Origin of the sequence: Vibrio sp. Y58_MX_L22 (genome assembly GCF_024181865.1) — a bacterium.
In the GTDB taxonomy this organism is placed as follows: domain Bacteria; phylum Pseudomonadota; class Gammaproteobacteria; order Enterobacterales; family Vibrionaceae; genus Vibrio; species Vibrio alginolyticus.
Map to the genome: position 1 here is coordinate 188,743 of NZ_JAMZAN010000002.1, position 25,156 is coordinate 213,898.

The 25,156-nt window shown below is 42.3% G+C and carries 21 protein-coding genes; 4 read left to right on the forward strand and 17 right to left on the reverse strand.

The features are described 5' to 3' along the window. Positions 1 to 73: 73 nt before the first annotated feature. The 3 genes from NL626_RS06065 (at position 74) to NL626_RS06075 (ending at position 3,244) form a co-directional block, all read left to right on the forward strand. On the forward strand, positions 74 to 394 hold the full coding sequence (locus tag NL626_RS06065; protein WP_054574302.1) for a cytochrome c: 321 nt from the start codon (positions 74 to 76) through the stop codon (positions 392 to 394). Positions 395 to 605: 211 nt separating this feature from the next. Next, positions 606 to 2,138 (forward strand): putative basic amino acid antiporter YfcC, encoded by a 1,533-nt coding sequence (yfcC, locus tag NL626_RS06070; protein WP_005387492.1) that lies wholly within the window; start codon positions 606 to 608, stop codon positions 2,136 to 2,138. Between the two features lie 110 nt (positions 2,139 to 2,248). Continuing rightward, complete coding sequence (locus NL626_RS06075; RefSeq protein WP_054574303.1) at positions 2,249 to 3,244, forward strand: succinylglutamate desuccinylase/aspartoacylase family protein; 996 nt, start codon at positions 2,249 to 2,251, stop codon at positions 3,242 to 3,244. Positions 3,245 to 3,451: 207 nt separating this feature from the next. Here the strand turns inward: NL626_RS06075 and NL626_RS06080 are convergent, their stop codons facing one another. Continuing rightward, the gene (locus tag NL626_RS06080) at positions 3,452 to 3,985 is read right to left on the reverse strand and encodes a lipocalin family protein (protein WP_017820207.1); all 534 of its coding nucleotides are present in this window, start codon (positions 3,983 to 3,985) and stop codon (positions 3,452 to 3,454) included. A 307-nt stretch (positions 3,986 to 4,292) separates the two neighbouring features. Here NL626_RS06080 and NL626_RS06085 point away from each other — a divergent pair, with 307 nt between their 5' ends. Further along, positions 4,293 to 4,673, forward strand: a complete 381-nt coding sequence (locus tag NL626_RS06085; RefSeq protein ID WP_025767719.1) for a cystatin domain-containing protein — start codon at positions 4,293 to 4,295, stop codon at positions 4,671 to 4,673. A gap of 59 nt (positions 4,674 to 4,732) precedes the next feature. On the opposite strand, the gene NL626_RS06090 is transcribed toward NL626_RS06085, so the two are convergent. From NL626_RS06090 to NL626_RS06165, 16 genes are all read right to left on the reverse strand, one after another. Beyond that, a complete protein-coding gene (locus NL626_RS06090; RefSeq protein WP_253657110.1) occupies positions 4,733 to 7,789 on the reverse strand; it encodes an AAA family ATPase in 3,057 nt (1,018 codons plus the stop codon). A 9-nt stretch (positions 7,790 to 7,798) separates the two neighbouring features. Further along, positions 7,799 to 8,932, reverse strand: coding sequence for an exonuclease SbcCD subunit D (locus tag NL626_RS06095; RefSeq protein ID WP_005375971.1), 1,134 nt, complete (start codon positions 8,930 to 8,932; stop codon positions 7,799 to 7,801). Between the two features lie 358 nt (positions 8,933 to 9,290). Continuing rightward, on the reverse strand, positions 9,291 to 10,130 hold the full coding sequence (locus NL626_RS06100; protein ID WP_054578967.1) for a hypothetical protein: 840 nt from the start codon (positions 10,128 to 10,130) through the stop codon (positions 9,291 to 9,293). Then, entirely contained in the window at positions 10,131 to 10,421 is a 291-nt protein-coding gene (locus NL626_RS06105; protein WP_253657111.1) for a PAAR domain-containing protein, read from the reverse strand. 11 nt (positions 10,422 to 10,432) lie between these two features. Beyond that, the gene (tssI, locus tag NL626_RS06110) at positions 10,433 to 12,268 is read right to left on the reverse strand and encodes a type VI secretion system tip protein TssI/VgrG (RefSeq protein WP_206949029.1); all 1,836 of its coding nucleotides are present in this window, start codon (positions 12,266 to 12,268) and stop codon (positions 10,433 to 10,435) included. Positions 12,269 to 12,317: 49 nt separating this feature from the next. Further along, positions 12,318 to 12,797, reverse strand: coding sequence for a type VI secretion system tube protein Hcp (locus tag NL626_RS06115; RefSeq protein ID WP_005375967.1), 480 nt, complete (start codon positions 12,795 to 12,797; stop codon positions 12,318 to 12,320). Positions 12,798 to 13,005: 208 nt separating this feature from the next. After that, the gene (tssH, locus tag NL626_RS06120) at positions 13,006 to 15,573 is read right to left on the reverse strand and encodes a type VI secretion system ATPase TssH (RefSeq protein WP_253657112.1); all 2,568 of its coding nucleotides are present in this window, start codon (positions 15,571 to 15,573) and stop codon (positions 13,006 to 13,008) included. A gap of 10 nt (positions 15,574 to 15,583) precedes the next feature. Continuing rightward, positions 15,584 to 16,549, reverse strand: a complete 966-nt coding sequence (gene tssG / locus NL626_RS06125; protein ID WP_238854903.1) for a type VI secretion system baseplate subunit TssG — start codon at positions 16,547 to 16,549, stop codon at positions 15,584 to 15,586. Next, positions 16,546 to 18,369, reverse strand: coding sequence for a type VI secretion system baseplate subunit TssF (gene tssF, locus NL626_RS06130; RefSeq protein WP_238854902.1), 1,824 nt, complete (start codon positions 18,367 to 18,369; stop codon positions 16,546 to 16,548). Before tssF ends, tssG begins: the two co-directional genes overlap by 4 nt. Beyond that, positions 18,366 to 18,830: a type VI secretion system baseplate subunit TssE gene (gene tssE, locus NL626_RS06135; RefSeq protein WP_154203880.1), complete on the reverse strand. Its 465-nt coding sequence runs from the start codon at positions 18,828 to 18,830 to the stop codon at positions 18,366 to 18,368. Before tssE ends, tssF begins: the two co-directional genes overlap by 4 nt. Before the next feature lie 7 nt (positions 18,831 to 18,837). Next, the gene (locus NL626_RS06140; RefSeq protein WP_017635622.1) at positions 18,838 to 19,632 is read right to left on the reverse strand and encodes a type VI secretion system accessory protein TagJ; all 795 of its coding nucleotides are present in this window, start codon (positions 19,630 to 19,632) and stop codon (positions 18,838 to 18,840) included. 10 nt (positions 19,633 to 19,642) lie between these two features. Next, entirely contained in the window at positions 19,643 to 21,154 is a 1,512-nt protein-coding gene (gene tssC / locus NL626_RS06145) for a type VI secretion system contractile sheath large subunit (RefSeq protein WP_025767712.1), read from the reverse strand. A 52-nt stretch (positions 21,155 to 21,206) separates the two neighbouring features. Beyond that, complete coding sequence (gene tssC / locus NL626_RS06150) at positions 21,207 to 22,700, reverse strand: type VI secretion system contractile sheath large subunit (protein WP_149192234.1); 1,494 nt, start codon at positions 22,698 to 22,700, stop codon at positions 21,207 to 21,209. Continuing rightward, positions 22,700 to 23,230, reverse strand: coding sequence for a type VI secretion system contractile sheath small subunit (tssB, locus tag NL626_RS06155; protein WP_005387524.1), 531 nt, complete (start codon positions 23,228 to 23,230; stop codon positions 22,700 to 22,702). The genes tssC (NL626_RS06150) and tssB overlap by 1 nt, the downstream gene beginning before the upstream one ends. Positions 23,231 to 23,245: 15 nt before the next feature. Then, positions 23,246 to 24,361 (reverse strand): type VI secretion system protein TssA, encoded by a 1,116-nt coding sequence (tssA, locus tag NL626_RS06160; RefSeq protein ID WP_017635624.1) that lies wholly within the window; start codon positions 24,359 to 24,361, stop codon positions 23,246 to 23,248. Further along, positions 24,354 to 25,148: a PP2C family serine/threonine-protein phosphatase gene (locus NL626_RS06165; protein ID WP_005375947.1), complete on the reverse strand. Its 795-nt coding sequence runs from the start codon at positions 25,146 to 25,148 to the stop codon at positions 24,354 to 24,356. The genes tssA and NL626_RS06165 overlap by 8 nt, the downstream gene beginning before the upstream one ends. Positions 25,149 to 25,156: the final 8 nt, after the last annotated feature.

The following is a 25,156-nucleotide window of genomic DNA, read 5'->3' on the forward strand; positions in this document are numbered from 1 at the left end:
TTTTGATCATTGAGCTTCCCCTAAGGGGAAGCTTTATTGTATCGGCATGATTTTTAGCGAATAGATAACCTCCATGCTCAGATTTGTACTTCTAATCTCTTTTATTTTCTCTTCCGCTATCCATGCCGAGCCGTTTGGTAATGCTGATAAAGGTAAAATCAAATCACCTAGCTGTGTCTATTGTCACGGTGTTACAGGCATCGCAACGAACAACACCTATCCAAGCCTTGCTGGTCAAAACGCTCAGTACCTTTACAATGCAATGAAATCTTACCAAGCCGGTGAGCGTAAAGGGCCACTTGCAGAAATGATGGCAGCACAGTTAAAAATGTTAAATGATGAAGACCTTCGTGATGTCGCTGCTTTTTATGCAGAACAGACAGAAATCAAGTGATTAGATCACCCGCAGATGACTATGAAAGCTCGTGAATCATCCAAACTCAACGCATATTGAAACATTAACCCAACATTTGACCACAAAACAATCAAATTAACTTCACTTCAAATATTTGATGAATTTATAGTTCAACATAAGCATTAATATTGACTTTTTATTCTATTTTATCGATATTTCATGCTTTATTGAATTTGACGTGAAGTAAGTTATGTCTCACACACATGCGCAACCAGCAGACTCGGTTGCTACCCCTAAGTCGTGGCAGATGCCAGATACCCTCATTTTGATCTTCATTGTTGGTATTCTTGCTGCGATTCTTACCTACTTAATTCCTGCTGGTCATTTTGATAGCCAACAGGTGACCTACATGGTCGACGGTGCAGAAAAAACTCGCACAGTTATCGATCCTTCTTCTTTCTCTTATGCAACCGACGAAAACGGTGAATTGGTTTACAACAAGGTTGGCCTGTTTGCTTCTGGTGGTGGCATTGGTTTGATGAACTTCCCTTTCGAAGGGCTAGTTTCTGGCTCTAAATGGGGCAGCGCAATCGGCGTGATTATGTTCATGTTGGTTATAGGCGGTGCTTTCGGCGTTGTAATGCGCACAGGCACAATCGATAACGGTATCCTGCGCCTTATCGATAAGACCAAAGGTAACGAAGCACTATTCATTCCAGTGCTATTTTTGCTGTTCTCGCTAGGCGGTGCGGTATTTGGTATGGGTGAAGAAGCCGTAGCATTTGCGATTATTATCGCGCCGCTTATGGTTCGCCTTGGTTATGATGGTATCACTACGGTAATGGTTACCTATGTTGCGACTCAAATTGGCTTCGCTACTTCTTGGATGAACCCTTTTTCCGTCGCTATTGCGCAAGGCATTGCGGGTGTACCTGTTTTATCCGGCATGACAGTGCGCATGGGGTTATGGGCTGGCTTTACGTTAATCGGTATCGCTTTCACAATGATCTACGCCGCTCGTGTGAAGTCAAATCCTAAACTTTCTTACAGCCATCGCACAGACCAGTATTTCCGTCAGCAAGAGCTTGGCAATCAAGATTCTCGTTGGAACCTAGGTGACACACTCGTTATCCTTACGGTTATTGCGACCACGGTGTGGGTCGTTTGGGGCGTAGTCGCTAACGCATGGTACATCCCAGAAATCGCTTCTCAATTTTTCACTATGGGCTTTGTTGTCGCGATCATCGGTACGATTTTCCGCCTAAACGGTATGACGCTAAACTGCGCAGCTGATGCATTTAAAGAAGGTGCAGCTATTATGCTTGCACCTGCCCTATTAGTGGGTTGTGCAAAAGGTGTATTGTTGATCCTTGGTGGTGGTACAACTGATGAAGCGAGTGTACTGAATTCAATTCTAAACAGTGCTGGCGGCGTGATTAGCGGGCTTCCTGACGTGGCTGCGGCATGGTTAATGTATGTATTCCAATCTATCTTCAACTTCTTTGTCACTTCAGGCTCAGGACAAGCGGCACTAACGATGCCTCTACTGGCCCCTCTGGCAGACATTGCAGGCGTTACACGCCAAGTGGCAGTTTTGTCATTCCAACTTGGCGATGGCTTTACTAACGTTATCGTCCCTACTTCGGCATCTCTCATGGCAACGCTTGGTGTCTGCCGTATCGACTGGGGTGACTGGGCAAAATTCTGCTGGCGATTTATTCTATTACTCTTTACCCTATCAAGTATCGTCGTTATCGCAGCTCATATTATGGGTTTTGCGTAAAACGAAACCAATTGGTAATTAAGGCGAGACATGTTCTCGCCTTATTAACATTCATGGTATGACGACGCTAAGGTTTTAGATTAGCTTATGGTTTTGGAGTGGTAACTTTAATGGCAACACAATTTCTCGATGACGTGATTCAGGGTCATCAAGTGATTCAATCTCTCAATGTAGCAGACCTAAATTCGGGCGAGCATAAGTTTTGGTTTCGCATCGCAACGAATGCTCTCTCTCAGTGGCAACACCTACCTGTGCTAGTGTTCAAAGGTGAAAAACCTGGCAAGAAGATCATGATTACCGCAGGGGTTCATGGTGATGAGTACAATGGTGTGTTAGCAGCGCAGAAAACTGCTCGAGAGCTCATCGGCACTGAAGTCGCTGGTACTGTCACTATTGTTCCAACCATTAACATGCCAGGTATGCTAAACCACAGCCGCGATTTCTATTCCGCAGACCCTGATGCGTCTCCTGCAAACTTAAACCGCTTTTTTCCTGGTGACCAAAACGGCAATGAGGCCCAACGTTACTTATATGCATTGTGGAATGATTTGCTCAAGCCAAATGCTGATTTAGCCATTGACCTTCACACTCAAACCAGTGGTGCGGCCTATCCACTTTACGTGTTTGCAGATTTCCGAATCGAGCAATCATTAGAAATGGCTCGCCTCATTAATCCTGATGCGATTTTAAATGATCCTGGAGATGCTGGCGTCCTTGAAACGGTCTGGAATAACCATGGTGTCCCAAGCATTACTGTTGAAGTAGGTATGGGGCGATACACCGAGCAAGAACTTATCAGTCGAACTGTAACAGGCATTTTTAATGTGCTGAAAAAGCATAACATTGTTGAAGGTGATATGGACCCTATTACGTCATGCTTGGAAGGAAACGAAATCGTCAGTGTGAAAGCGACACACGGCGGCTTTGTACTGCCTCATGTCAGTTTGATGAATTTTGTCGAGCAAGGCCAACTTCTTGCGATTCAATACGACAGCTTTGGCGCTGAGATTAAACGCTACACCGCCCCAACAAGCGGCACAGTACTTAGCCACAATGTTGAATCTATTCGAGCACCAGGTTCCCTGATCGTTCGTTTGATTAAGTAAACCATAACCGTTTGTTGATAGATCAACCTTTCGACGCTCACTCAAATTTATATAAGCCCCATCACGAGTAATCACAAATGATGGGGCTATATCCATTTTGACCACATTAAGTTACGCCGTAACAAATTACTGTTAAGCGAAATGACAAACTGAGCTCTTAATTAGGAAGCTTCCCCTCTGTCCGCTTTTTCAGCCACGCTGATGAACTTAAAGCTGTCTTTGTTTCTCTTGTTCAACAAAAATGAGCTCGTCGATAGCGAAACCTTTCTCTTTAGCTACGTACTTAAAGCGCTCCACTACTTTCTCATCAACGTTAGGCGTTCTAGACAATAGCCACAAATAGTCGTGGTTGTAACCGGAAACAAACGCATAGTCATAGTTTTCACCTAGCTCAAAAACAATGTAAGAAGAGTATATTGGCCCAAAAAAGGAAACCTTTAAGTGTCCAACCGTTTTATCTTCAACAAAATAAGCTTTGCCTTCAGCTTCTGACCACTGTCGCTCTTCTTCGGAATATCCACGGTTTATCACCTTGACCCCACCATCCTCACGAACCTGATACTCAGCGGTAACGTTGGATAAGCCTCGCTCAAATGAATGGTCTAGGCGTGCAATCTCATACCACTTACCTAGATATGGCTCTAAATCGAAATTATTCACGGGTTCCACCCCATCCGGCTTCGAGGTACAACCAAATAAAGTTGCAAGTGACAAAAGTAAAAATATTTTTATCGATTTCATACAACACCTAAATTTTAATTAGTGATTGATTTTACTCTAGAAGATAACAAATCGATCACTAAGCCGCACCATCGCCCTCATAGGTACACATCACAATTCTTCATCATCAATAGCGCGCTGAACACCGAAACCTCGTCATCTCTGCAAATCGATAACAAGATTGCTCTATTTTTGACTTACAAGCTGACCATGCTTGTACATTTTGTCAGCATTTAACCCTATGCATATAGAAACTTTGCACAACATAGACATTCGTAGGCATATCACCCTCCTATAATACGTTGCGTTATAGACAGAGGTTATTGTTATGAAATTAAAAACAGTGTCAGTTTGTGCACTTTTGGTGTTACTTGCAGGTTGTCAGCAGGAAAAGCCGAGCGAAACGACACAATTAACGACCTCGGCAGATGTATGTAATGCACAAGGAAACATGCCAGGTGGGTGGAATGAGTTTAACGCGACCCCTGATGCACAAAAGGCAATGGCCTTTGTTTTAAAGAAAATGGACACAATAGCGTCGTTTAAACGAATACTGAATGTTCACGCGCAAATCGTTAGCGGCGTCAACTATGCTATTGAGTTTGAATTGGATGATGGCTCTGTTTGGAACACGATTGTTTATCGCAACCTTGATGGCGAATATGCGATTACCCAATCACCAAAAGAAGGCCACTTTTGCGAACAGTAGCGACTTAGTCAGAAAGCCCCTAACAATAGGGGCTTTTTGATCTAACAGTAGTCACTGAATTAGACAGCGAAGCGACATTGAGATTTAATCGACACCGTTGAACCAAGTCTTGATGGTTCAACATCAATCCTCTGCGCCATTTGCTCTTTCAGCTCAGAAACGTGAGAAATAACACCGATCATGCGCCCAGTCTGTTGCAGGTCCACTAGCGTTTGAATAGCAAGATCTAAAGACTCTGGGTCTAAACTACCGAAGCCCTCATCAATAAATAAAGTGTCTAAACGGATACCGCCACTATAGGATTGCACAACATCCGACAAACCAAGTGCCAGAGCAAGCGCTGCCATAAATGATTCACCGCCGGAAAGTGTCGCAACATCACGCGTTTTTCCTGTGTAGCCATCTTCAACCATTAAATCTAAGCCGCGACCCGCTGCGCCTTTGAAGCCCTCTGTTTTTCGAGCAAGAATATAGCGCCCTTTACTCATAAGGCTTAAGCGTTGAGAGGCCTGGATCAGCACATCATCCAACAGTACACCAAGAACAAAGCGATGTAGGCTAACCCTGCTGCCTGTTTTACCGCTAGCAACGTCGTACAACGTACCAAAGACTTTGTATTCTTCTTCTAACTTACTATTTTTCTCATGCAACACGGCAATATCTTTACGAACCTTTTCAAGACGTTCAAATATTGAGCGTGTGGTATCAAGTTGATTCCTTACTTCAATATATTGCGCCTGCAGAGTGGTTAACCTGTCGTTAAACGACTCCAAATTAGGCCTTTCAAGATCTTTCAATGCATGATTTAAATCATGTAGTGTTTGCTCAAGCTTGGTTTGTGCCTGTTTGAAACTGTCTATTTCTTGCTGCCAGGCTTGAAGTTCATCATCTCCCACTCGACTACTTAGATAATGGCTTTCATCCTCAAATTTACTCGCCTGTAGTGCCTCATTCCACGCTAATTCTGCTTGGCTAAGTTTTTGCTCTGACTCAGATAACCACTGCTTGTTCGTCGCTAAGTGACTTTCCGCATTTGATTTCTCCAATATCGCTTGCTGCAAAGCGTTTTGCGCCTTTTCTAAGCCTTTGTTCAAACTCAGAATTTGCTCGTTTGTCAGCAAAGTTTCACGTTCAAGCAAGTCAGCGGAACTGTATTTTGGGTCAATAGAAGCTTGTAATTGAGCCAATTGTTCTTGGTTCGCTTTAACGGTTGATGCATTTGCCGCCATTTGATTCTGCAGCTCATGAATTTTATTTTCACCCACGACGCAGCGTTGATTAAGCTGTTCAACGTTCTTTTCTAGCTTTTCAATATCAATAGCTTGTAGACGTAGGAGTTGAGCATTAAGCGCTTGCAAATCATTTTGAACCGTCGAGATCTCAGATGTAGCATGCTCACCCAACTCTTCTTTCAACTGGTTACACTGATTCTGATACTGACTAATGACAACGTTATGTTGTTCTAGCTGATTGCTTAGTTGGTTCAACAAGGTTTGAGCTTCTCGCTCTTTCGCCCTAGCCGCCTGAACTTGCTCTTTTGTAACGGCTTCTTCAACAAACGTTGCGGGGTTAGGATGCGTTTCGCTACCACACACCGGGCATGCTTCACCTGCTTTTAGTCGCTGCGCTAATACTGCTGCTTGAGCGTTGTGCCACTTAAGCTCTATCGTATCAGCGTCTTGTTGACACTGCATATAGCGCTGACTGGCTTCGTGTAGTGACTGCTGCTTGCCTACAGTTAGCGCATTGAGTTTAGAGAGCTCTAAAGTAAGATCATGCAGCTTTTGTAGATCCTGTAACAGCCGTTGTTTTTGTTTTATTTCCGCATCGATGCTGCCAATAAGCGCAACATCAACTCGTGCTTTCTCTAGCTCCTTCTGTCGCTGCTGGGCCTGTAACGTTAACTTATCTTTTAGTTCTATGTACTGTTTTAACGTTGCTTCAAATTGTTGTTTTTGTTGATAACCCGCCGTTATTTTACTTTCCAAATTGTCTTTCTCGACCAACTTGTTTTTCATACTTTCAAGCTGATACTGCAGTTGCGTTAACTGCGGGACCTTTGCCGCGGCCTCTTTTGCACTTTGCTGCAAGTTTTCTTGTTCTCTCGCAACGACATGAGCTTTTTCGAGACTCTCTTTCAAAGCTACGATTTTTTGCCTAAGCTCTTGCGTTTGAGCTTTTGCATTTTGTAATGAGATGTAGGGCAACTCTATCTTATTGGCATTTTTAGCGTTTTCTAATTGCTGTTGACGAGCTTTTATCGAATCTGAGTGTTCTAGATGCAGCTTGAGTGCGCTTTCTGCTTGCTCTCGTTTCGAAAACTCTCCATTCAAGGTTTCCGCTTTTTGCAATTCAGATTTAGCAGTATTGAGCTTATCTAACGCTGCTTGCTCATTCTTTTTATCAGACTCTAATTGCTTAGTTACTTGTTCCAGTTGTTGTAATAGTTCTTGTTCAGAACTCGCTTCTGCAACTTGTAAAGCACCTCGAATTTGATTATCAAATTCGCCTTTCGCTTTACTAATTGCACTCGCTTTATCTTTGAGCGCGTACTCAATTTTTTTATATATGTCAGTTTGAAAGAGCTGGCCAAAAATTTCTTCACGCTCTTTAGAGCTAGCAAGCAACAGTTCTCGGAATTTTCCTTGAGGCAACACCATAACTTGACGAAATTGAGTTTCATTCAAGCCAATAATATTGCTAACTTCAGTTTTAACCTGAGTCGTCTTGCTGGTGATAAGCGTTTCAGTCTCACCGAGTTCATAAAGAGCCGCAGTGTGCTTTTTAATCGTCATCCCTTCACCACGGGCCTTGGGCGCTTCCTGCTCAGGGGATCGAACAACTCGGTATTGTTTGCCGTGTAACGAAAATTCGAGAACTACTTCGGTTGGTAAGTCTTGCGCGGATAAGTCACACCGCATCTGAATACCTTGTCGCTCATTACCTGTGGTTTCACCATAAAGGGCGAAGCAAATGGCATCTAAGATCGACGTTTTACCGGAACCTGTAGGACCATTAATCAAAAATAGAGGGTTACTGCCAAGCTTCTCAAAATGAATGATTTCAGTTTTTGCAAACGGACCAAAGGCTTGCATGGTTAGTTTAATTGGTTTCATCTTTGGTCCCTATTGCTGTGATAATTGCTTAATAATGTCAGTAACAGCTTGCTCTTGCTCTTTAGACAACTGGCTATCTTGCGCCTCAATAAAAAAATCTCGGAACATATCAATTTCGCTTCGCGCCAACTTTGCTTGCGCCATTTCCTGCTCTACCCCAATTAACATGCCAGGTTTCTCAAGGTGTAAAACGTTTGGATACACTGAACGAAGTTTTTCCATTGGGTTTAAAATCGCATGTTTATCCATCAAACGAACTAACAAATAATCTTCATTCTTGGGGTCTGTTTTCCCTTGCTCAATAACTTTATCCAGCTCGCCCTCTACAATACGCATTTCATGAGGAGCCGTAAGATCAATATGCTTTGCAGAAACGAATCCTTTCTTGTCCAGTTCAACTAACGTGAAACCTTTTCTCTGGTTCTGTTCACCAAAGCTATACTTCATGAGAGAGCCAGAGTAACGGATATGCTCTGCGCCTTTCTTTTGAGGCTGATGCAAATGACCAAGTGCGACGTAGTCAAAATCTAAGAAGTGTTCATGACTCACGCGATCAGAACCACCAATAGATAATGGTCGTTCAGAGTCTGACTCGATAGCCCCATCAACAAAACAGTGACTCACGAGCACGCGCTTTTGCTTAGAGATAAAGCGCTCTTTAATTTGCTCAACAAGCAATTGATGAGCCTCATCATGAGTGGATACCGAGGCTTTGTAGGCAAACCTGACCTGTTCAGGGTCGTTATAAGGCATACCATAAAACGCGACCTCGTCCGCAGAGTCCGTTTTTATGATGATGGGAGTGAGCATCTCTTCAAAGTTGCTAACAATATGGAGACCTGCATTTTTCATTTGCTCTGAGCCGAAACCTAACCTTTCTGCACCATCATGGTTGCCAGATATCAATATCATTGGTGTTTCTAACTCGGTACAAATGCGTTTCACGACTCGATTTAACAGTTCTATTGCAACCGTTGGTGGCACCGAACGGTCATAGATATCTCCCGCCACTACAACTGCATCGACGGGGTTGCGTTCAATATAGTTAATCAGTTGTTCGAGTACTGCTTGTTGATCTTCGAGTAGTGATACGTTGTGGAATTGTCGACCAAGATGCCAATCTGAGGTGTGGATAAACTTCATTCGAATTCACTTTCCGCCAATTCTATGAGTAGGCTTGCTTCTGTCAGAGTCCATGTACCGTTTATAAAAAGGAATGCGTCACGGGTGGGATCTCGAACAAGCCAAAACTCAAGTTATTTTATTTCGGTAAGGATATCTTGAGTCGAACAGCTTTTCATGTGGTTTGTGTTCTATGGCTGGCTATTTAATCAGAAAGCGAGAAGAACACTGTAAAAACGCGGTGAGCAAAGCTATTTTGAAAAGCAAGCTGCGCCTAGTCATTGTCCAAACATCATTAAAGGGCCAGTTTCGAGTCAATCCCCCATAACATTTGCATCACTAAAACCTCAGCTACTAGAAGGAAAAGCAATAGCCAGACCTATTCGCTACGCCAATTGTATATTACTCCTACCGCATAGCCATCTGGCTCGATGTCGGCTTGCAACACGTGAAAGTCTGGGCAGGGACTGCTTCTTTGAAGCTCATCAATCACTAACGCTTTTAAAACTCCGCCACATGCACCCAATCCGCCAAGTTTTATATCAACAAATTGATACTGAGTTTGATCGGTCACCCACGGAGACAAGAATTGCATTGAGTTTAACCATTGCGGCTCTTCCTCATTAACGGATAAATACAATTGACTGAGTGGATGTTCACAACTTACTCCTAATTGCTTAAACACCTTGTCCACGGCGATGCGTTGTTGTTTGGCATCTAAATCAATTCGAACAACATCAGGCACAAGACCTGAATGTCGAAAAAAACACTTGGTTAAAATGATAGAGCTTTGAGGTTTGACATGCCCTTCTACATCGCTCGTAACCTCTATAGCCAGTATCCAAGTCGCTTGCGTTTCATTAACTTCACGATTTATCCGATTTAGTGCCATCAAAAATGCAGCTTGGCCATAAGGATAAAAGTAAATTTCAGTATTGACAGTTTGGCCAACGAAAATAGAAAGCTCGCTTATCAATGCTTTAAGCAAGCTTTTGTCTACCGAAGATGGTAAAAGAACACAGAGATTCCCTTTGATATCAACTTGCTCAAGACTCTCGCGCTCAGAGCGCACGAGGCTTAATATATGCTCATCTATTGATTGAGCAAAGTCAGGGGGTCGGATTTCCTCGGACAATCTAAAAGAATCATCAGCTATCTCGCGAACGGTGTGTGAACGGCCATTAAAGGATAGAAGATGCGTTTGAAATGCGAGTGGCATCTAGCCTCCGATTAAAACCGCAGGCATACCAGATAGAATTTTGCCACCATGAGACGTTGAATCGCCGACTCTTGCGGCTGGTTTACCGTTGATTGTTACGCTAGAAGAACCTGCTGAGATACTATCCGGAGGACCGATACAAATAAGCTTGTCGCCTTGTCTTGCCGCAGGTATCCCGCCAATCGTTACGTTTGGTGAACCAACAACGACGGGACCACCGACATGCGGTATCTTTCCTGTTTTTTTAGGGCAAAGATGAAAGCTGCCCAAAATTGCGGCTGGTTTACCCACTTTAAATCACCTTAGTTCAATGAAATTTGCCCAGCTTTAAGAGCAATAGCTGAGCCGTTAATGGATATTTTATTACCTTTGATATTGATTTCTCCAGAGCTAGACATCTGAATAGAAGCACCACCTACTTTGATCTCGACGCTCTTTCCTGCATTAAAAGACAGTACTTCACCCGTTTCATTCGAAAAGTTTTTACCTACTTTCAAGCTCGCGTTCTGACCAACCTCTTGATTAACATCATTGGTCACTTTTTCGGTTTTACTGTTTTCAACGGCGATATCAACACAGTCTTCAACTAGCATTTGGAACAGTTTTTCAGCATGAAGATAAATGTGCTCTTCACCAGGCTTATCATCGAAGCGCAACTCATTAAAATTGGATGTACCTTTTTGTACAGAGCGTGATTTATAACCACTCTGAGAACTTTGCTCTGGTAAAGCGTAAGGAGGGAGTTGACTACCGTTATATAGTGACCCCGTAACGATTGGTTGATCAGGGTCTCCGTTAACAAACTCGACGATGACCTCTTGTCCGACTCTAGGGTGAAACACCGACCCCCATCCGTTACCTGCAATATTTTGCGCAACACGAATCCAACATGAACTATTTACATCGTATTTACCAACACGGTCCCAGTGAAACTGAACTTTGATACGGCCATGTTTGTCTATGTAAATTTCACCATCTTTGTTCCCCGTAACTACTGCGGTTTGCAAACCTTTCATCTGAGGTTTCGGGTAGTTAACTGAAGGACGCAGGATTGTCTTTGAGTCAACACAACTAAACGAGACTTTGACACCTTGCGCACCGGTCCCACCTTGACCAGTCTGGTTATAAACAGCAGCAGACAAAAAAACAGAAGACAGTACATATTCTTTGCCGACTCGAGATTTATCTTCATGCTTTTTAAACTTGAAGCACTTGCCCACACTGAATGTTCTGCACGTAGCCTCGCCACGACACAAATATGCATTTTGCTGTAGTGCTTCTATTGCATGCGTGTTTCTCAGTGCGTATTGATCATTGCTCTCCATTTCACCCATGTATTCAAAATACTCGCTTCCAGGTACTGTAAAAAAATCACTTTCACCCTTTGCAGTATTTTTAGGATTCGAAGAAGGCTTGAGCATGTTATAGCCTGACTTTTGACTCGCTTTAGTAGTCAGAATTTGCGTTTCATGCCAAGAAGAAATGTGGCTAGATTTCGCCGTACCTGTATCAAAATCGACTAAAAACTCAGTACCCGGCTTATAAAAACTGATGTCATCAAAAATATTGAGCGTATGGGCAGACTTAGTATGTGTAAAACTAAATGATAGCCCCTCCTCCGATAACAGACGTCGAACAAATTCAAGATCTGATTCTTCATATTGTACTTTGTATGTGTATTTAGGATAGGACTTGGTTAACTCAAAACTAAAGGCAACACTATGCTCCGATAGTACTTCAGAGATAATTTCCTTTATATCTTTATGCTGAAATATTCTGCAATTTTTTCGATATTCAGCGAAACGTAATTTAGGCTCTATTAATAATTCTATGTTTTTATAATTTTCGCCTTTATGTGTATTAGAAACCCTTTTCCCTTCTAATCTTGCAGCAGAAACATAACCATGCATATAACGAGGATTTGAAGAAACATCCTCATTATTTTCAAGGGTAATGGTAACTTCCTTACCAATAATTTCGTTTAACTCACTTCGTTGATCATTAAAGTAAGCTTTAGCACGCAATGAAAAAAGTTCTGAGATCTCTTCTCTATACTCAAACGAGTTTAGTATGATGGCATCTTTACCGAATGGCGAAGAAATTCGGATGAAATTGTTATCTTGAGTTGCTCTTTTCATTAAATACTTCTTTCAAAAAAATGCGGAGGAATACTCCCCCGCATGAAAATTACATTTGTTGACCTTTAACACCGCTGTAGCCGTATACCAATGGAGCAGAAGTGTTGTTCTTATCGTCAGTAGGAGTCACTGTCATCATCATTTCTGTGTAAGAAATTGTGATAGTTTCAACTGGACGATCGTCTTGGATAGAAACTGAGTAGTTAGAAATCATCGCATCAGTCAGTTCGATCTTCATGATCTCTTCAACCTTCTCACCCTGCTTAGTAATATGGAAAACCGCTGGTTTACCTTTACCAATCGTCGCTTCTTTAAATAAGTCAGGAGAAGAACGGTCTTGAAGTTTAGTGATAGTCAAATCATATAGACGAGTAGCGCTCGCTTCACGGTCCATCGCTGTACCAGTGTATGATGAGATCTCACGACCTACACTCCAATCTACAGATAGTAGTGTAATCAAATCTTTGTATTGCTCGGCTGTTGCCTCACCCTTAATATCTGCGTATTTAAGATACGTATTAGACTGCATGCTAATCTCCTATAGCATTATTAATTGACATATATCGTAATAATTTAATTATCTGACGTTTGGTGATAATTAGTGATTAATGTATCAAAAACTTCATTTTAAATACGCCCTGTTATATCTTTAAATAAGATTTAATTTAAGCGTTTTTTATAAAAAATAATAGTTAATATGAACCAACTCCCAATTATTATTGAGAGTGTAAAAGATGTTAAACTATTGAGACATCAAGTCCACTAGTTGTACCTTTAACAATAATTTCATCAAACGTCTTATCATTAAGAATTGCATGCAATATTTCATGAGAAATCTTCGGAAGCAATGTATTTTCTATGGTTGTTTGTACCACACGCGCACCACTCCCAGACTCATTGCTATTGTCTACAATATCATTAATTAGTTCCTCATCAAAAAACAGGTCAGCGTTATAGTGCTTACGAATACGATTCGTAATTTTATCCAACTTTAATTTTGTTATTTCTATCAATACTTTTCTTGATAGAGGCAAATAAGGTAATACATTCACACGCCCTAAAAATGCTGGTTTAAAGTCAACCAACAAATCATCGCGTAAAGCATCTTTTAGTGCTGACGGCTCAGGCGCTAAATCAGGATCAGAATACAAAGACATCGTCGTTTCGGTCCCTGTGTTCGCGGTCATAATAATAATAGTGTTTTTAAAGTCTATATCTCGACCTTCACCGTCTTTAATTGAGCCTTTATCAAATACCTGATAAAAAATATCTTGAACACCAGGGTGCGCTTTTTCCATTTCATCGAGGAGAATTACACTATAAGGTTTACGTCTAACAGCTTCAGTCAGTACACCTCCTTCTCCATAACCGACATAACCAGGAGGAGAACCTAATAGCAATGAGACTTTATGCTCTTCCTTAAATTCCGACATATTGATAGTCGTGACATTTTCTTCACTACCATACACTTTCTCTGCAATCGCCAAAGCCGATTCGGTTTTACCCACTCCGCTTGGTCCGGTTAGGAGAAATACACCATTTGGTCGTGTCTCATCCGTGAGCTGCGCACTCGCGGTTTTTATCACTTCAGACATGAGCTCTAAAGCGTGATCCTGCCCGACAACTCGCTTACACAAACTTTCTTTCAAACCCAATACTGCTTGGATTTCATCATCCTGAAGTTTACCCAGCGGTATACCGGTCCAATCCGAAATAACTTCTGCGATTAGCGCTTCATTTACATGCGAAAAAACTAAGGGCTGTGAGTTAGCGGAGAGGTTATTTTCAAGCTCTTGTAACTTGTCTCTCGCAGTCTCAGAACCCTCCTGGATTATTTGGGTTCTAAGTGACTTAGCTTCACTTACCCATTCTTTTTCTTTTTCCCAAAGTACTTCTAATTCAATAATGTCATTAGATAGCGCATCAATCTCTTTTCGGACACCTTGCACCTGCACATCAAGAGATGCTCCTAGCCGATTCTCTTGGCTAAGATGCTCATATTCAGCTTGCTTTGCTTTAAGTTTGTTTCTTTTCGCATCTAGGCCTCCCGGTGTAGATGACTGACTTAACGCAACTCGAGAACAGGCCGTATCTAAAACAGAAACCGCTTTATCTGGCAGTTGACGACCATTAATGTATCGAGCTGAGAGTTGGACCGCTGCATTGAGAGCTTGGTTAGTGATATGAACATCGTGGTGTTGTGCCATTACATCAAGTAAGCCTCGTAACATTTCGATCGCGAGCTCAGGGGCTGGCTCATCAACCTTTACGACTTGAAAACGCCTAGTTAAAGCTGCATCTTTTTCAAAATACTTTTTATACTCTGCCCACGTTGTTGCTGCGATCGTTCTGAGTTCACCTCTCGCTAATGCTGGCTTCAGAATATTCGCCGCATCACCTTGGCCCGCTTGCCCACCACCGCCAATTAGGCCATGAGCTTCATCAATGAACAATATAATAGGCTGTGGAGCGTCGTTTACTTCCTTCACAAGGTTCTTAAGCCTGTTTTCAAACTCACCTTTCATGCCTGCGCCGGCTTGCAGTAACGCCAAATCCAGAGACTTAATTGCCACATTTTGCAGAGCGGGAGGTACATCGCCATCAATGATCTTTTGCGCCAAACCTTCAACAACGGCTGTTTTTCCAACACCAGCTTCTCCGGTAAGAATCGGGTTGTTTTGTCGGCGTCTTAATAAAATATCGATCATTAGGCGAATTTCATTATCTCTACCAATCACCGGATCTATTTTACCTTCCCTAGCTTGCTCAGTAAGGTCTGTTGTAAATTGATTCAAGGCGGAACTCGCGTTTGACTGTGCTAAGTCATTCGATCTTGATTGAGGCGCATTACTTTCTCTAAAGTTCAATAAGCGAGATGGTTCTATCTTGTTTAGTTCAGGACTAATCGAACCAGCCATGTTGACTAACGTATCATCAGACAAGTAGGCAAATAAAAGATGGATGCACCCCAACTGTTCTTGATTGAATTCAATGGTTGCAGATAACAAGGCATTTTGCATAACAGTCACCGTATGTGCTGATAGCCCAGGCACCGACTGGCATCCTGTTTTGTATTTTTCTAATGCCTTTTGAATATCGGTTTCAACCTTGATTTTATCGACATCAAATTCGTCAAAAACTTCAGAGTAAATATCGTCAGGATGGCGGATAATCATCATTAACCAGTGAGACATTTCAATACTGTGATGAGTTCGGGAGCTTGCCATCGCAGCTGCCTGTTCAAGTGTTTCCTTAGCCTGAGGAGACAATCTTTCGACCAACGCTGAAAGTGAGAGTGAAGCCATTACATTTCCTTTAAATAGTAATTGTTATAGTTCGATCTTTTGTACGTTCGTGTTTTTTAAGCACAGAACCAATACCTAACTGCCCCTGCTGTTTCGATAAACAAGCTTGTGGTAGCAAACTATGTTTGGTGGTGAGCTGCCACTTCAGTTGTTTATGTTTTCCAATCAGCTCATAAGCAGCGTTCTTAATGATTGCTATATTGGGTTGGTTAGGAAGCAATTTACTAACTAGCTGTTTATCTTTTGGCAGAAATTCTATTGTTGTCCCCGCGTTGATATTCCATGCTTTCGAACCCAAAGAAGCTCCTACACCAAGTTGAGCAAACTGCCCTTCAGGCATAGTTCGGGATGCAAGGCGTGTTTGCTCTTCTTTCGTAAGGTGTAACCATTGTCCTTGAAATTCATGAACTTTTACTTGGCATCCAGATAAACATTCAAGAATACTTTTTAGTCCACCTTTACTTCTCACTGGTGAAGCAAACACACCACCATAGTGCCGGGACAGTGAACTCCCTTTCCCAGTTAATGCCGATTTACAGCTTTCTAACGGCGAACGCGCGCCCTGCGCATGCGCACGAGACTGAACAGTCAGTTGACTCAATTGCCAACATCGATAATAAAGAGATAATAAGCGATGATTGAAAATATCGTAGAAGTCCACCATAGCCGTATCGCCTTCTTTTTGGCGATGTAAAGCTAATTCACTATAGTGCTGGGGAAGCACACCTTGCTCACCCGTTAGGCCTATTAAATTGGTCTCAATCTCTAACTTGTTGTCATCTATATTTTTCAGTTCACAAAGCTGAGCATTTTCAAAACCTAATGATGGATTAACCTTTAAGTTTAGCTTTTCATGCTTCGGTAACGCATCTGTTCCTATTTGCGCCTCTGCTTGCAGAACTTCGTGTTCAATAAGATGAATCGCTTCAAACAATGGATGTTGCTTTAATTCTCGATAAAATTGTTCTGCGCTCATAGCAACACCTTATCGCCAGTTAATGCGGGCCATAAGTGGAAAGACTTTCCCGTGGACTTAAGTCTTATTTCTAACTGCGTAAAAATGTTAATTTCAGCATATTGCGAGAAGTAAACAGATAAAACACTACCTAAGAGAAAGATCTGCTCTTTAGGTAAAATTTGATCAGAAACCGTCAAAGTAATTTTTATACCGTGCGCAAATCCAACTTTGCCTTTCTGACTAATTCTTCCTGTAGTAGGCTCAAACTCTAACTTAGTTAAAGCATCGATTACCGCTTTCGTTTCTGCTGTCCCAGAAAATGCATAGAGATTAAGGGTCTGCTTCAAAGTTGCTAAACCATCTTCCTCGGTAAAATGGTTTAAAGTTAAAAGCTTAGTTAACTGCCATCGTGTGCTTTCATCCATTTCTGGCCGAATGGTTTCTGATAAAGAAACTAAACAACGAACAGATTCGAAATTGTCATTTACCTCCGGTAAAGATACTTGCGGCAGCCCACCTCCAAATGGAAGTTTCTGCGCTAAGTTGCGGTTACAGCACTCAGCTTCCACGTACATTAACCAGTTTTCCCGGCTATCCGGGCTGAACAATTGATGTTTTTTATCAACAAAAGAAATGTAAGTTTCTCTACCGGGCTCATCATACCCACCAGCCCAGTTCTTATCCTCACGTCTCATCAACCAATAAATCTCACTAGTGCTCGTGTAATGCGTGTGCTCACCAGCGTGATAACATGGCAAATTGTGGTACGTTTTGTTCCAATTTCTCAACGTTACGTCAGAAATTGAGACAACCTCATTACTTTCAGCTTCTTGGTATTGTGGAGACAAGTGGTAATCGTATTCAGTTGGTAGAATACGCTTAGGCTCCATAATACTTTTAAATAAGTTGATCACAGGCACACAGCCTACCATTAAGCTTTCTTCGTCCACTTGCTTTGGAAGCCAGTCATCGTTGGTATCAAAGTAAAAATACAGTTCGACTTGCTCTCTAAGATCTAGCTCTGATAATCCAAGTTCGGTGATATCAAAGAACATAAACTTCTCAGGAAAGTGTAAATACTCAACAAGTAATCTTGCTCCTGAAAAGCTTCTTTTACTGTATGGCACAACTTTCTCATCTTCTGAAAATCCCACTTCAGAAAGATGTCTTTGGGTTAAAGGACGAACTTCTTTGCCATCCACAACAACAGATAAACCAATTAGGTTTTGAAACAGCATTTGGTAGAGCTTAAAAGTCAATTGAGATTGACCGTTTAAATAGAAGCGCAGCCGTTCTACCCCCATTTCACCAAGAGGAGTCTCTTCATCTTGAGCCGTGAGCTGTACTTTCAAAACTGAATGAGCATTGCTTTCCCATCGTGAGCCAACTGGCTTGAAAGGCGCATTTTTAAAAACGCCAGAGGTCACATCAACAGGATACATTCTGACCGGATAACAAGTTCTAAACTCGCACTCATGATATCCAGGAGCACCGATAACAACTCGCTCGCCTTCTTCTACATCAAAATAAGAGGAAGTGGAGTTAGAACAGCTCATTTTAATGACTGACATTGACGGGATTGGGGCGTGAAAATCCGGATATAACTGTCCCATCAAAGACTCTGTAAACTGAGGGTAACTATTGTCTAAGCTTTGTCTAATCCTTGCTGTTAGAAATGCGCAGCCTTCTAACAATCTTTCTACGTGTGGATCGTCAACCTGTTCCTCACTAATACGAAGTCTCGCAGCAATCTTAGGATACTGCTCCCCAAACTCTTGCCCTTTATGACGCAAATAAGCTAACTCGCGATTATAGTACTTGAGAAACTCTTCACTCATTTTGCTCTACTCAGTTTCATACCTAAATTTACCGGCTCTACTTCAGAATTGAATCGCACTTCATGAATACTGTTATCAATTAAGCAAGTGGCATTTATCTGTAACCTCAATACCCTATCAATAGCGTTTTTCTCGTCCGAAATCTGGACATGAGGGTTCCTTAACCTCGGCTCAAACTCTTTAATTGCATCATGAACAATGTCGCAAAGCTGATTCTGCCCTTCTTGGCTGCTATAGGGCATTGAGGAAAAATCTGGCAGCCCATAGTTCAATATTGAATAGCGAACCTCTAGAAGATCATCAGGAATACTTTTCCATCCAATACGACTATTCAGCATCGACTCTAGATCTCTAAGTAAGCTGCTCAACATCTGTTGCTGGCTTGCAGGGAAGTCTTTCTCATCCCGAGTGAGAGGATCACTATCTATCAATTTGTCGAGCAGAGAAACGGTTAACGACATGATATTTCTACGCTATTTGTTTCTGTTCTAATAATGTAGTCAAATCACAGATTGGAAGCGCTGAGTCACCGACTAACCAACATTTTTGACCCAAGCCAACAAAAGATTCTTGCTCACCAATCTGCTTCCAATCCGTTTCTCGACCTAACTTTTGCGCATCGGTCTCTGAGTCAACATATGTCAACGGCATATGGCCTTCGCCTTCACCAAGTCCATCGATATCAAACTCGACAGGTCGCCAAATACTCTCTAACAAAGAAGTAGGTGCTTTAACTTCTAGCGTATGGATGCTCGATATGGGTACAAGAAAATAGTTACCTGCTGTAGAAAACAGTTCAATGTAACCACCTAAACGATCATCAATATCTCTAGCATCTTCGTAGTTTGTGCCGTTTACGTTAAACCCTTTAATAGTACGATGCTCTTCAATGCGATGCGATAGACGTGACGCTTCTTCGTACTCTTGATTTCCGAGAGCAAGATTAAATCGAACAAGCTCTTTAGTTAATTCCTCATCACCTAATACTTTGGCACTAGCCGCACCATTGATAAAATCCTTTCTAGCTTGAGCTGCTTTCACTAAATGTCGTAGCTGACTTGCACCAGGCAGATACTCAGGAAACAATTTAATCGATTGCATGAGCTGAGCGTCCGCACGCTCGAAGTCCCCATCAATGCAAAGAAGCTCAATGAAGGAACTTCTCAAGCTCGCATCTTTAGGGGTTGCTTTAATTTCATCAATTAATTGCTCTAGAGCGTGTTGCAATAGGCCTTGGGACAAAGCATTTTTCCATTGAGTCATTGTTATTTCCTTACACCATGTGCTCTGGTGATAATTCGGTAATTAATTTAATGCTAGATACCATTTGATCGAGTTGAAAATGCGGTCGCAAATGGATAACTGAGTAATAATGTCCAGGAGTTTCTCTTTTCTCTCGAACTGTAATTTTCGCTTCATTTAGGGGGTATTTAGCTCGAAGCTCATCAGACGCTTCATCTGATGCGGTAGTGTACTGATGTAACCAGCGTTGAAAGTCACGCTCTAGGCTTTCTGCGTCTTGATACCCACCAATTTTGTCACGCCCCATAACCTTGAGATAATGTGCGACTCGCGATACACACAATGTGTATTGCAACATCGATGTCAGTTTTGCATTCGTTGAAATATGCTTTTCTGCGTATTGTTTGGGCTTGTAGAGAGATACATTCGAGGTCATCCCCACCATATCGGTCTCAGGTATTGGAGAAATAGAAATAAAACCGCACTCAGACAATTCTTGTTCTTTTCTCTCAGAGATTTTCAAGTTTAACGGACATCTTTCACGATCATTCTTGCCATTAACACGCATCTTGCTCCTTGTAGGAGCGACGATAATACCCTGACTGTAATCGCCTTGTTTAATCCCTCGCATATGCGTGAACCAACCATGTTCCTGAAATGCTCTAATTGATACGGCAGCAAAACAGTACGCACTACTCCCCCATAGCAAATCTCGGTTAGAGTCGTAGATGTGTTCTTGAAAATTGAATTTATCATTCCGCGAGCCATCACTTTTGTATGGCTGACGGAACAAGACGTTAGGTGCAGTCAAACCAATAAATTTAGCGTCATCGTTGTCTCTCAAACTACGCCACTTTGCATAATCTTCCTGTTCAAATTGGGCCGCTATATCTCTTATCGCAGAGAGTTGAGCGAAACTATCAACACCAAACATCTCTGGCGATGCAGACATGATAAATGGGCTGAATGCTGCAGCTGCAGACTGAGAAATCTTACTCAACACAGACAGATCTCTATCAAAATAATTTTTACTAGGATCACAGCGAAGCTGATAATCTCCAACCACCACACCAAAGGGTTCTCCCCCTGCCATCCCATATTCATTTTGATAGAGCAACTTAAATAGTGCTGATTGGTCAAACTCGATGGCTTTTAAAGCATCTTTACTGATTTCATTCCATGTCGCCGTTAAAACCTTAACTTTTACAGAATCCGATGAACGAGAATCAACCTGTTCACATAAATACCTAACTCCAACCCACCCCCTTTCGAGCTGTTGAAACTCAGGATGATGTAATATTTCATTTAGTTGAGATTCTAATAGCTCATCAATGCGGTTAATTGTGTTCATCACACTATGACGAAAGCTGTCTAAATCTCTTGAACGTGTACCTTCTAGCCAAATTCGCGCTGACGATACAAGATCAGAAGATTCATTGAATCGAGTCAACCACGGGCTATCAAGTTCAGCGTAGCCTCCGGTACTGAACTCATGTTTTAGCTTGCTAGGGTCGCGAAAGTTAAGTGACACTGCTAATTCCATCTAGAACATAAAGATTGGTCATGGCTGGCCTTTCGACCAGCCAATTCGTTTCTTATCCACCTGACTGAGGGATCTTGGCCACAAGTCGCAAAGATGTCGTCAGTTCTTCCATTTGCAACCAAGGTTTCAGCCATGCTACGGCATTGTAAGAACCAGGTGCGCCAGGAATTTCCTTAACCTGAACACGAGCGTCTGCTAGAGGGTATTTCGCTCTGATCTCTTGACCACCGCCTTCAGAAGCATTGACGTAACCTAGGATCCAGCGGTTCAGCCAAGACTCAACGTCTTCTGCTTCCATAAAGCTACCAATTTTATCTCGAGCCATTACTTTCAAATAATGCGCAAAACGAGATGTTGCCATCATATAAGGTAGGCGGGCAGAAATGGCCGCATTGGCCGTTGCTTCAGGGGATTCATGGTTCGCTGGTTTTTGACAGGTTTGCGCACCAAAGAACACTGCATAGTTGGTGTTTTTGTAGTGACAAAGCGGTAAGAAACCAAGCTTACCAAGCTCCGCCTCACGTCTGTCGGTAATACCAATCTCTGTTGGGCACTTCATATCAGGGTCGCCATCATCACTCATGAAGAAATGCGTTGGCAAGTTATCCACTCGACCGCCGCCTTCTGCACCACGGATGGCAGTACAAAATCCATATTTTGAAAATGCGTCGGTTAACTTAACACCAAGAACATACGAAGAGTTCATCCAACAGTAGTCGTTATGTTCAGCGTTAACAGCAATACCTGAAACAGGATCTACTTCGAACTCTTCAAACCCAAACTCTTCGACTGGAGCGGTAGCTTGTCCGTATGGCAAACGAGCAAGGACTTTTGGCATCGTCAGACTAACGAAGCGCGAATCGGCACTCTCGCGGAACGAACGCCATTGGGCGTATTCTAGTGATTCAAATACCTTATCTAGGTCGCGTGGTTTTGACAGCTCAGTCCACTCATCAAAGCCGAATAGTGCTGGTGAAGCCGCGGACAAGAATGGAGAGAAACCAGAAGCCGCTACATTTGACATTAGGCGTAACGACTCAATATCTTCTGGGTGGTTGGTAAACTCATAGTCTCCAATCAATGCACCATACGGTTCACCACCAGCACTACCAAACTCAGACTCGTAAACCTTTTTAAAGATCTGGCTTTGATCAAACTCAACAGCTTTGCTCAAGTCTTTATGTAGCTCTTTCTTGGTCATACTAATCATGCGAACTTTCAGAGTAGAGCTGGTCTCTGAATTCATCACTAGATAATTTAAGCCGCGCCAAGAACCTTCGAGTTTCTGTAATTCTGGGTGATGCATTACTTCAGACAACTGATCAGAAATCTGCCTATCGAGCAAATTAATCGCTTCACGAAAAGTTACTGTTAGGTTTTTGTTCCAAGTAACTGTCCCTTTCATTGCTTCTTCAGCGAGCGTTTTAATCAGCTCCTCAGCACGAGAAGCTTCGGTCTGCTTTGTCGCACCAATAGCTTGATCTAAGAATGAAGTTGTCTGTTCATTAACTGTTGGATCTAACTGTTTTTCAGCTTCAGTCGTCATTATTCCGCTCCTTCAGTACTGTCTGACTTCGCTTTCTTGTCAAGATCTAACTCGCCTGCAAGTCTTGCCAGATTGTCCGTATTGTTCAAAACATCCTCTAGGATATTTTCAAGCTCTTCTGAGCGGTCAACTTTTGTCATCAAATCACGCAGTTTATTACGCGTTTCCATCAATTGGCGTAGTGGATCAACTTGATTTACGATCGCAGCAGGCTCAAAGTCTTGCATTGATTTAAAGTTTAAATCGACCTCAAACTGTGAATCGTCATTCGCAAGCTTATTCGCAACTTTAAACTTCACCGATGGATTCATTTTTTTGAGTACATCGTCAAAGTTATCTCGATCGATCTGAATAAAACGGCGGTCTTTTAATGGCTTCAACGCTTCTGTGTTTTGACCAGCGAAATCACCCATTACACCTACAACAAAAGGCAGTTCTTTCTTAAGAGTTGTACCTTCAGTTTCAACATCATAGGTAATGTGGACACGAGGCTTCCGTACTCGTGATAGTTTCGAGTGGATACTCGTCATACCATTCTCCCTTTATTAATTTTCATTTTGTTCTGCTATGCCAACCAAACGGAAGTAGCTTTTCTTTGCATCCCCGTCGGAGATAAGTTCCGCCAGTAACTCCGGCAGAGGCATCCCACACCAACGAATGATCTGTTCGATGGAGTAAGAAACTGGTGAGTGAGGTTCACTCTCTCGGAAGAAATCAGCTACTTGCTGCAATTGTCTAATTGCCTGCTCTCGTGATTTCATGTTTGTCGCTAATAATGCGTCACAACTTTGTGCACTTAACGGTTGTTCAGAAGAAGATTCATCAAGATCCTCTAGCTCTTCAATCACTGCTTGTGGTTGATTAAAACGGTCTCCAAGAAGGTGCTTTAATGCCGAGTGTATTGATTCAAGTCTTTTTGATATATAAGAGCTAGGAGTCACATCACCGACCGCTTCATCTAATCGCTGACTGAATTCATTAAATGATTCCGTAGCGAACTCCAAATCCGTGATTAATTCTCGATAAAACGTATCAGAAGTCGACTTAACCGTAGTTGTAATTTCAGATAGCTCAACAGCCCCAAGCTCGACTCGATTTCGGCGCTTATCTTCGTCTAAGCGCTCAAGCTCTATAGCTTGCTGATATTCCCAATAGGCATAAGCTTGCTCTACGCCTAAGTCAGTCAATGGTATACAAGCAATTGGAAAAATAAGTGTTCCTTCACTATCGATACCATTGAGGCCAATAATCGCCGATATTCTTGTCTCAATACCATCTTCATCAGGCATTGGGTACAGATCATCCCAAAAGTTCTCAATTAAACTGGTTGCGAGTTTGTAGCCAACGCCCATACCACGAAAACCATACAATCGAGTTAGGGCTTCTATAAGCCAGGCAACAAATTCCAAATCTTTAGACTGATTCGTGAGTATTTCTGGGACATCTTCAATAAATACTCGCCATAAATTACTGTGGGTATAGATACTTTCTTCTTCTATAAGAGCGTTACGTTCAGCGTTGCGGGCGGCCATACGCTGATCTTTCAACCGATAGTAAGCAGACTGTGGTGATACATCCTCTCTAGGATCAACACCTGTAGGATTTTCTTGAGATATAGGAGCCAACGCTTGTTCATACCAATCAAACATTTCATTACTCATAAGCTCTCCCTCTTAGAAAGACAGGTATTGTCGCGTCTTCTCTAGTTACTGTTTCGCACTCCGTTTGCGCTTGGCGAACTTTGATCAAAGCACAAGTTACGTTATCACTTGCGCCCCGAACCAAAGCCGAATGCATGAGCGCTAATCCAGCTTGGTTGACTGAGTCTGCATACAATGTCCGATGAATTTCATCACTCGTAAGTTCCTTAGAGAGCCCATCGCTACAGAGTAAAAACTGATCGCCGTCAGCCAACTGCCCTGAAACTTGATCAATAGTGACACTTTCGTCGACCCCAACAGCTCTGGTAATAACATTTGCAAGAGGGTGAGATTCGGCATCTTCAAATGCCAATAAGCCCTGATCCACTAAGTCCATGACTTGACTATGATCACGTGTTTTTTGGACAAAATTACCACTTCTAAGCTGGTAAATTCGGCTATCCCCCACCCAAAGACAGTGGTAATACCCATCCTGAATAAACAACAAAACAAGTGTTGTTCCCATCGTTTTACCGTCTAAGTGATTTTGTGCGTATTGGTAAATTTCTAAGTTCGCTTCTTGAACCACTCTTCGGATATCATCGATATTAGTATTGGAGACATCCTGCATGTGGCGCGCGACTCTATCCACTAGCATCTGGCTTGCTATATCGCCAGCACTGTGTCCACCCATTCCATCGGCAACCACCCAAATATGCTGCTCTGTCATATCCAACAGAGCATCCTCGTTATAAGGGCGTACTTTTCCTGCGTGCGATTTAGCAAAGGTAAAATAGTTCCAATTCATTCTTCTAT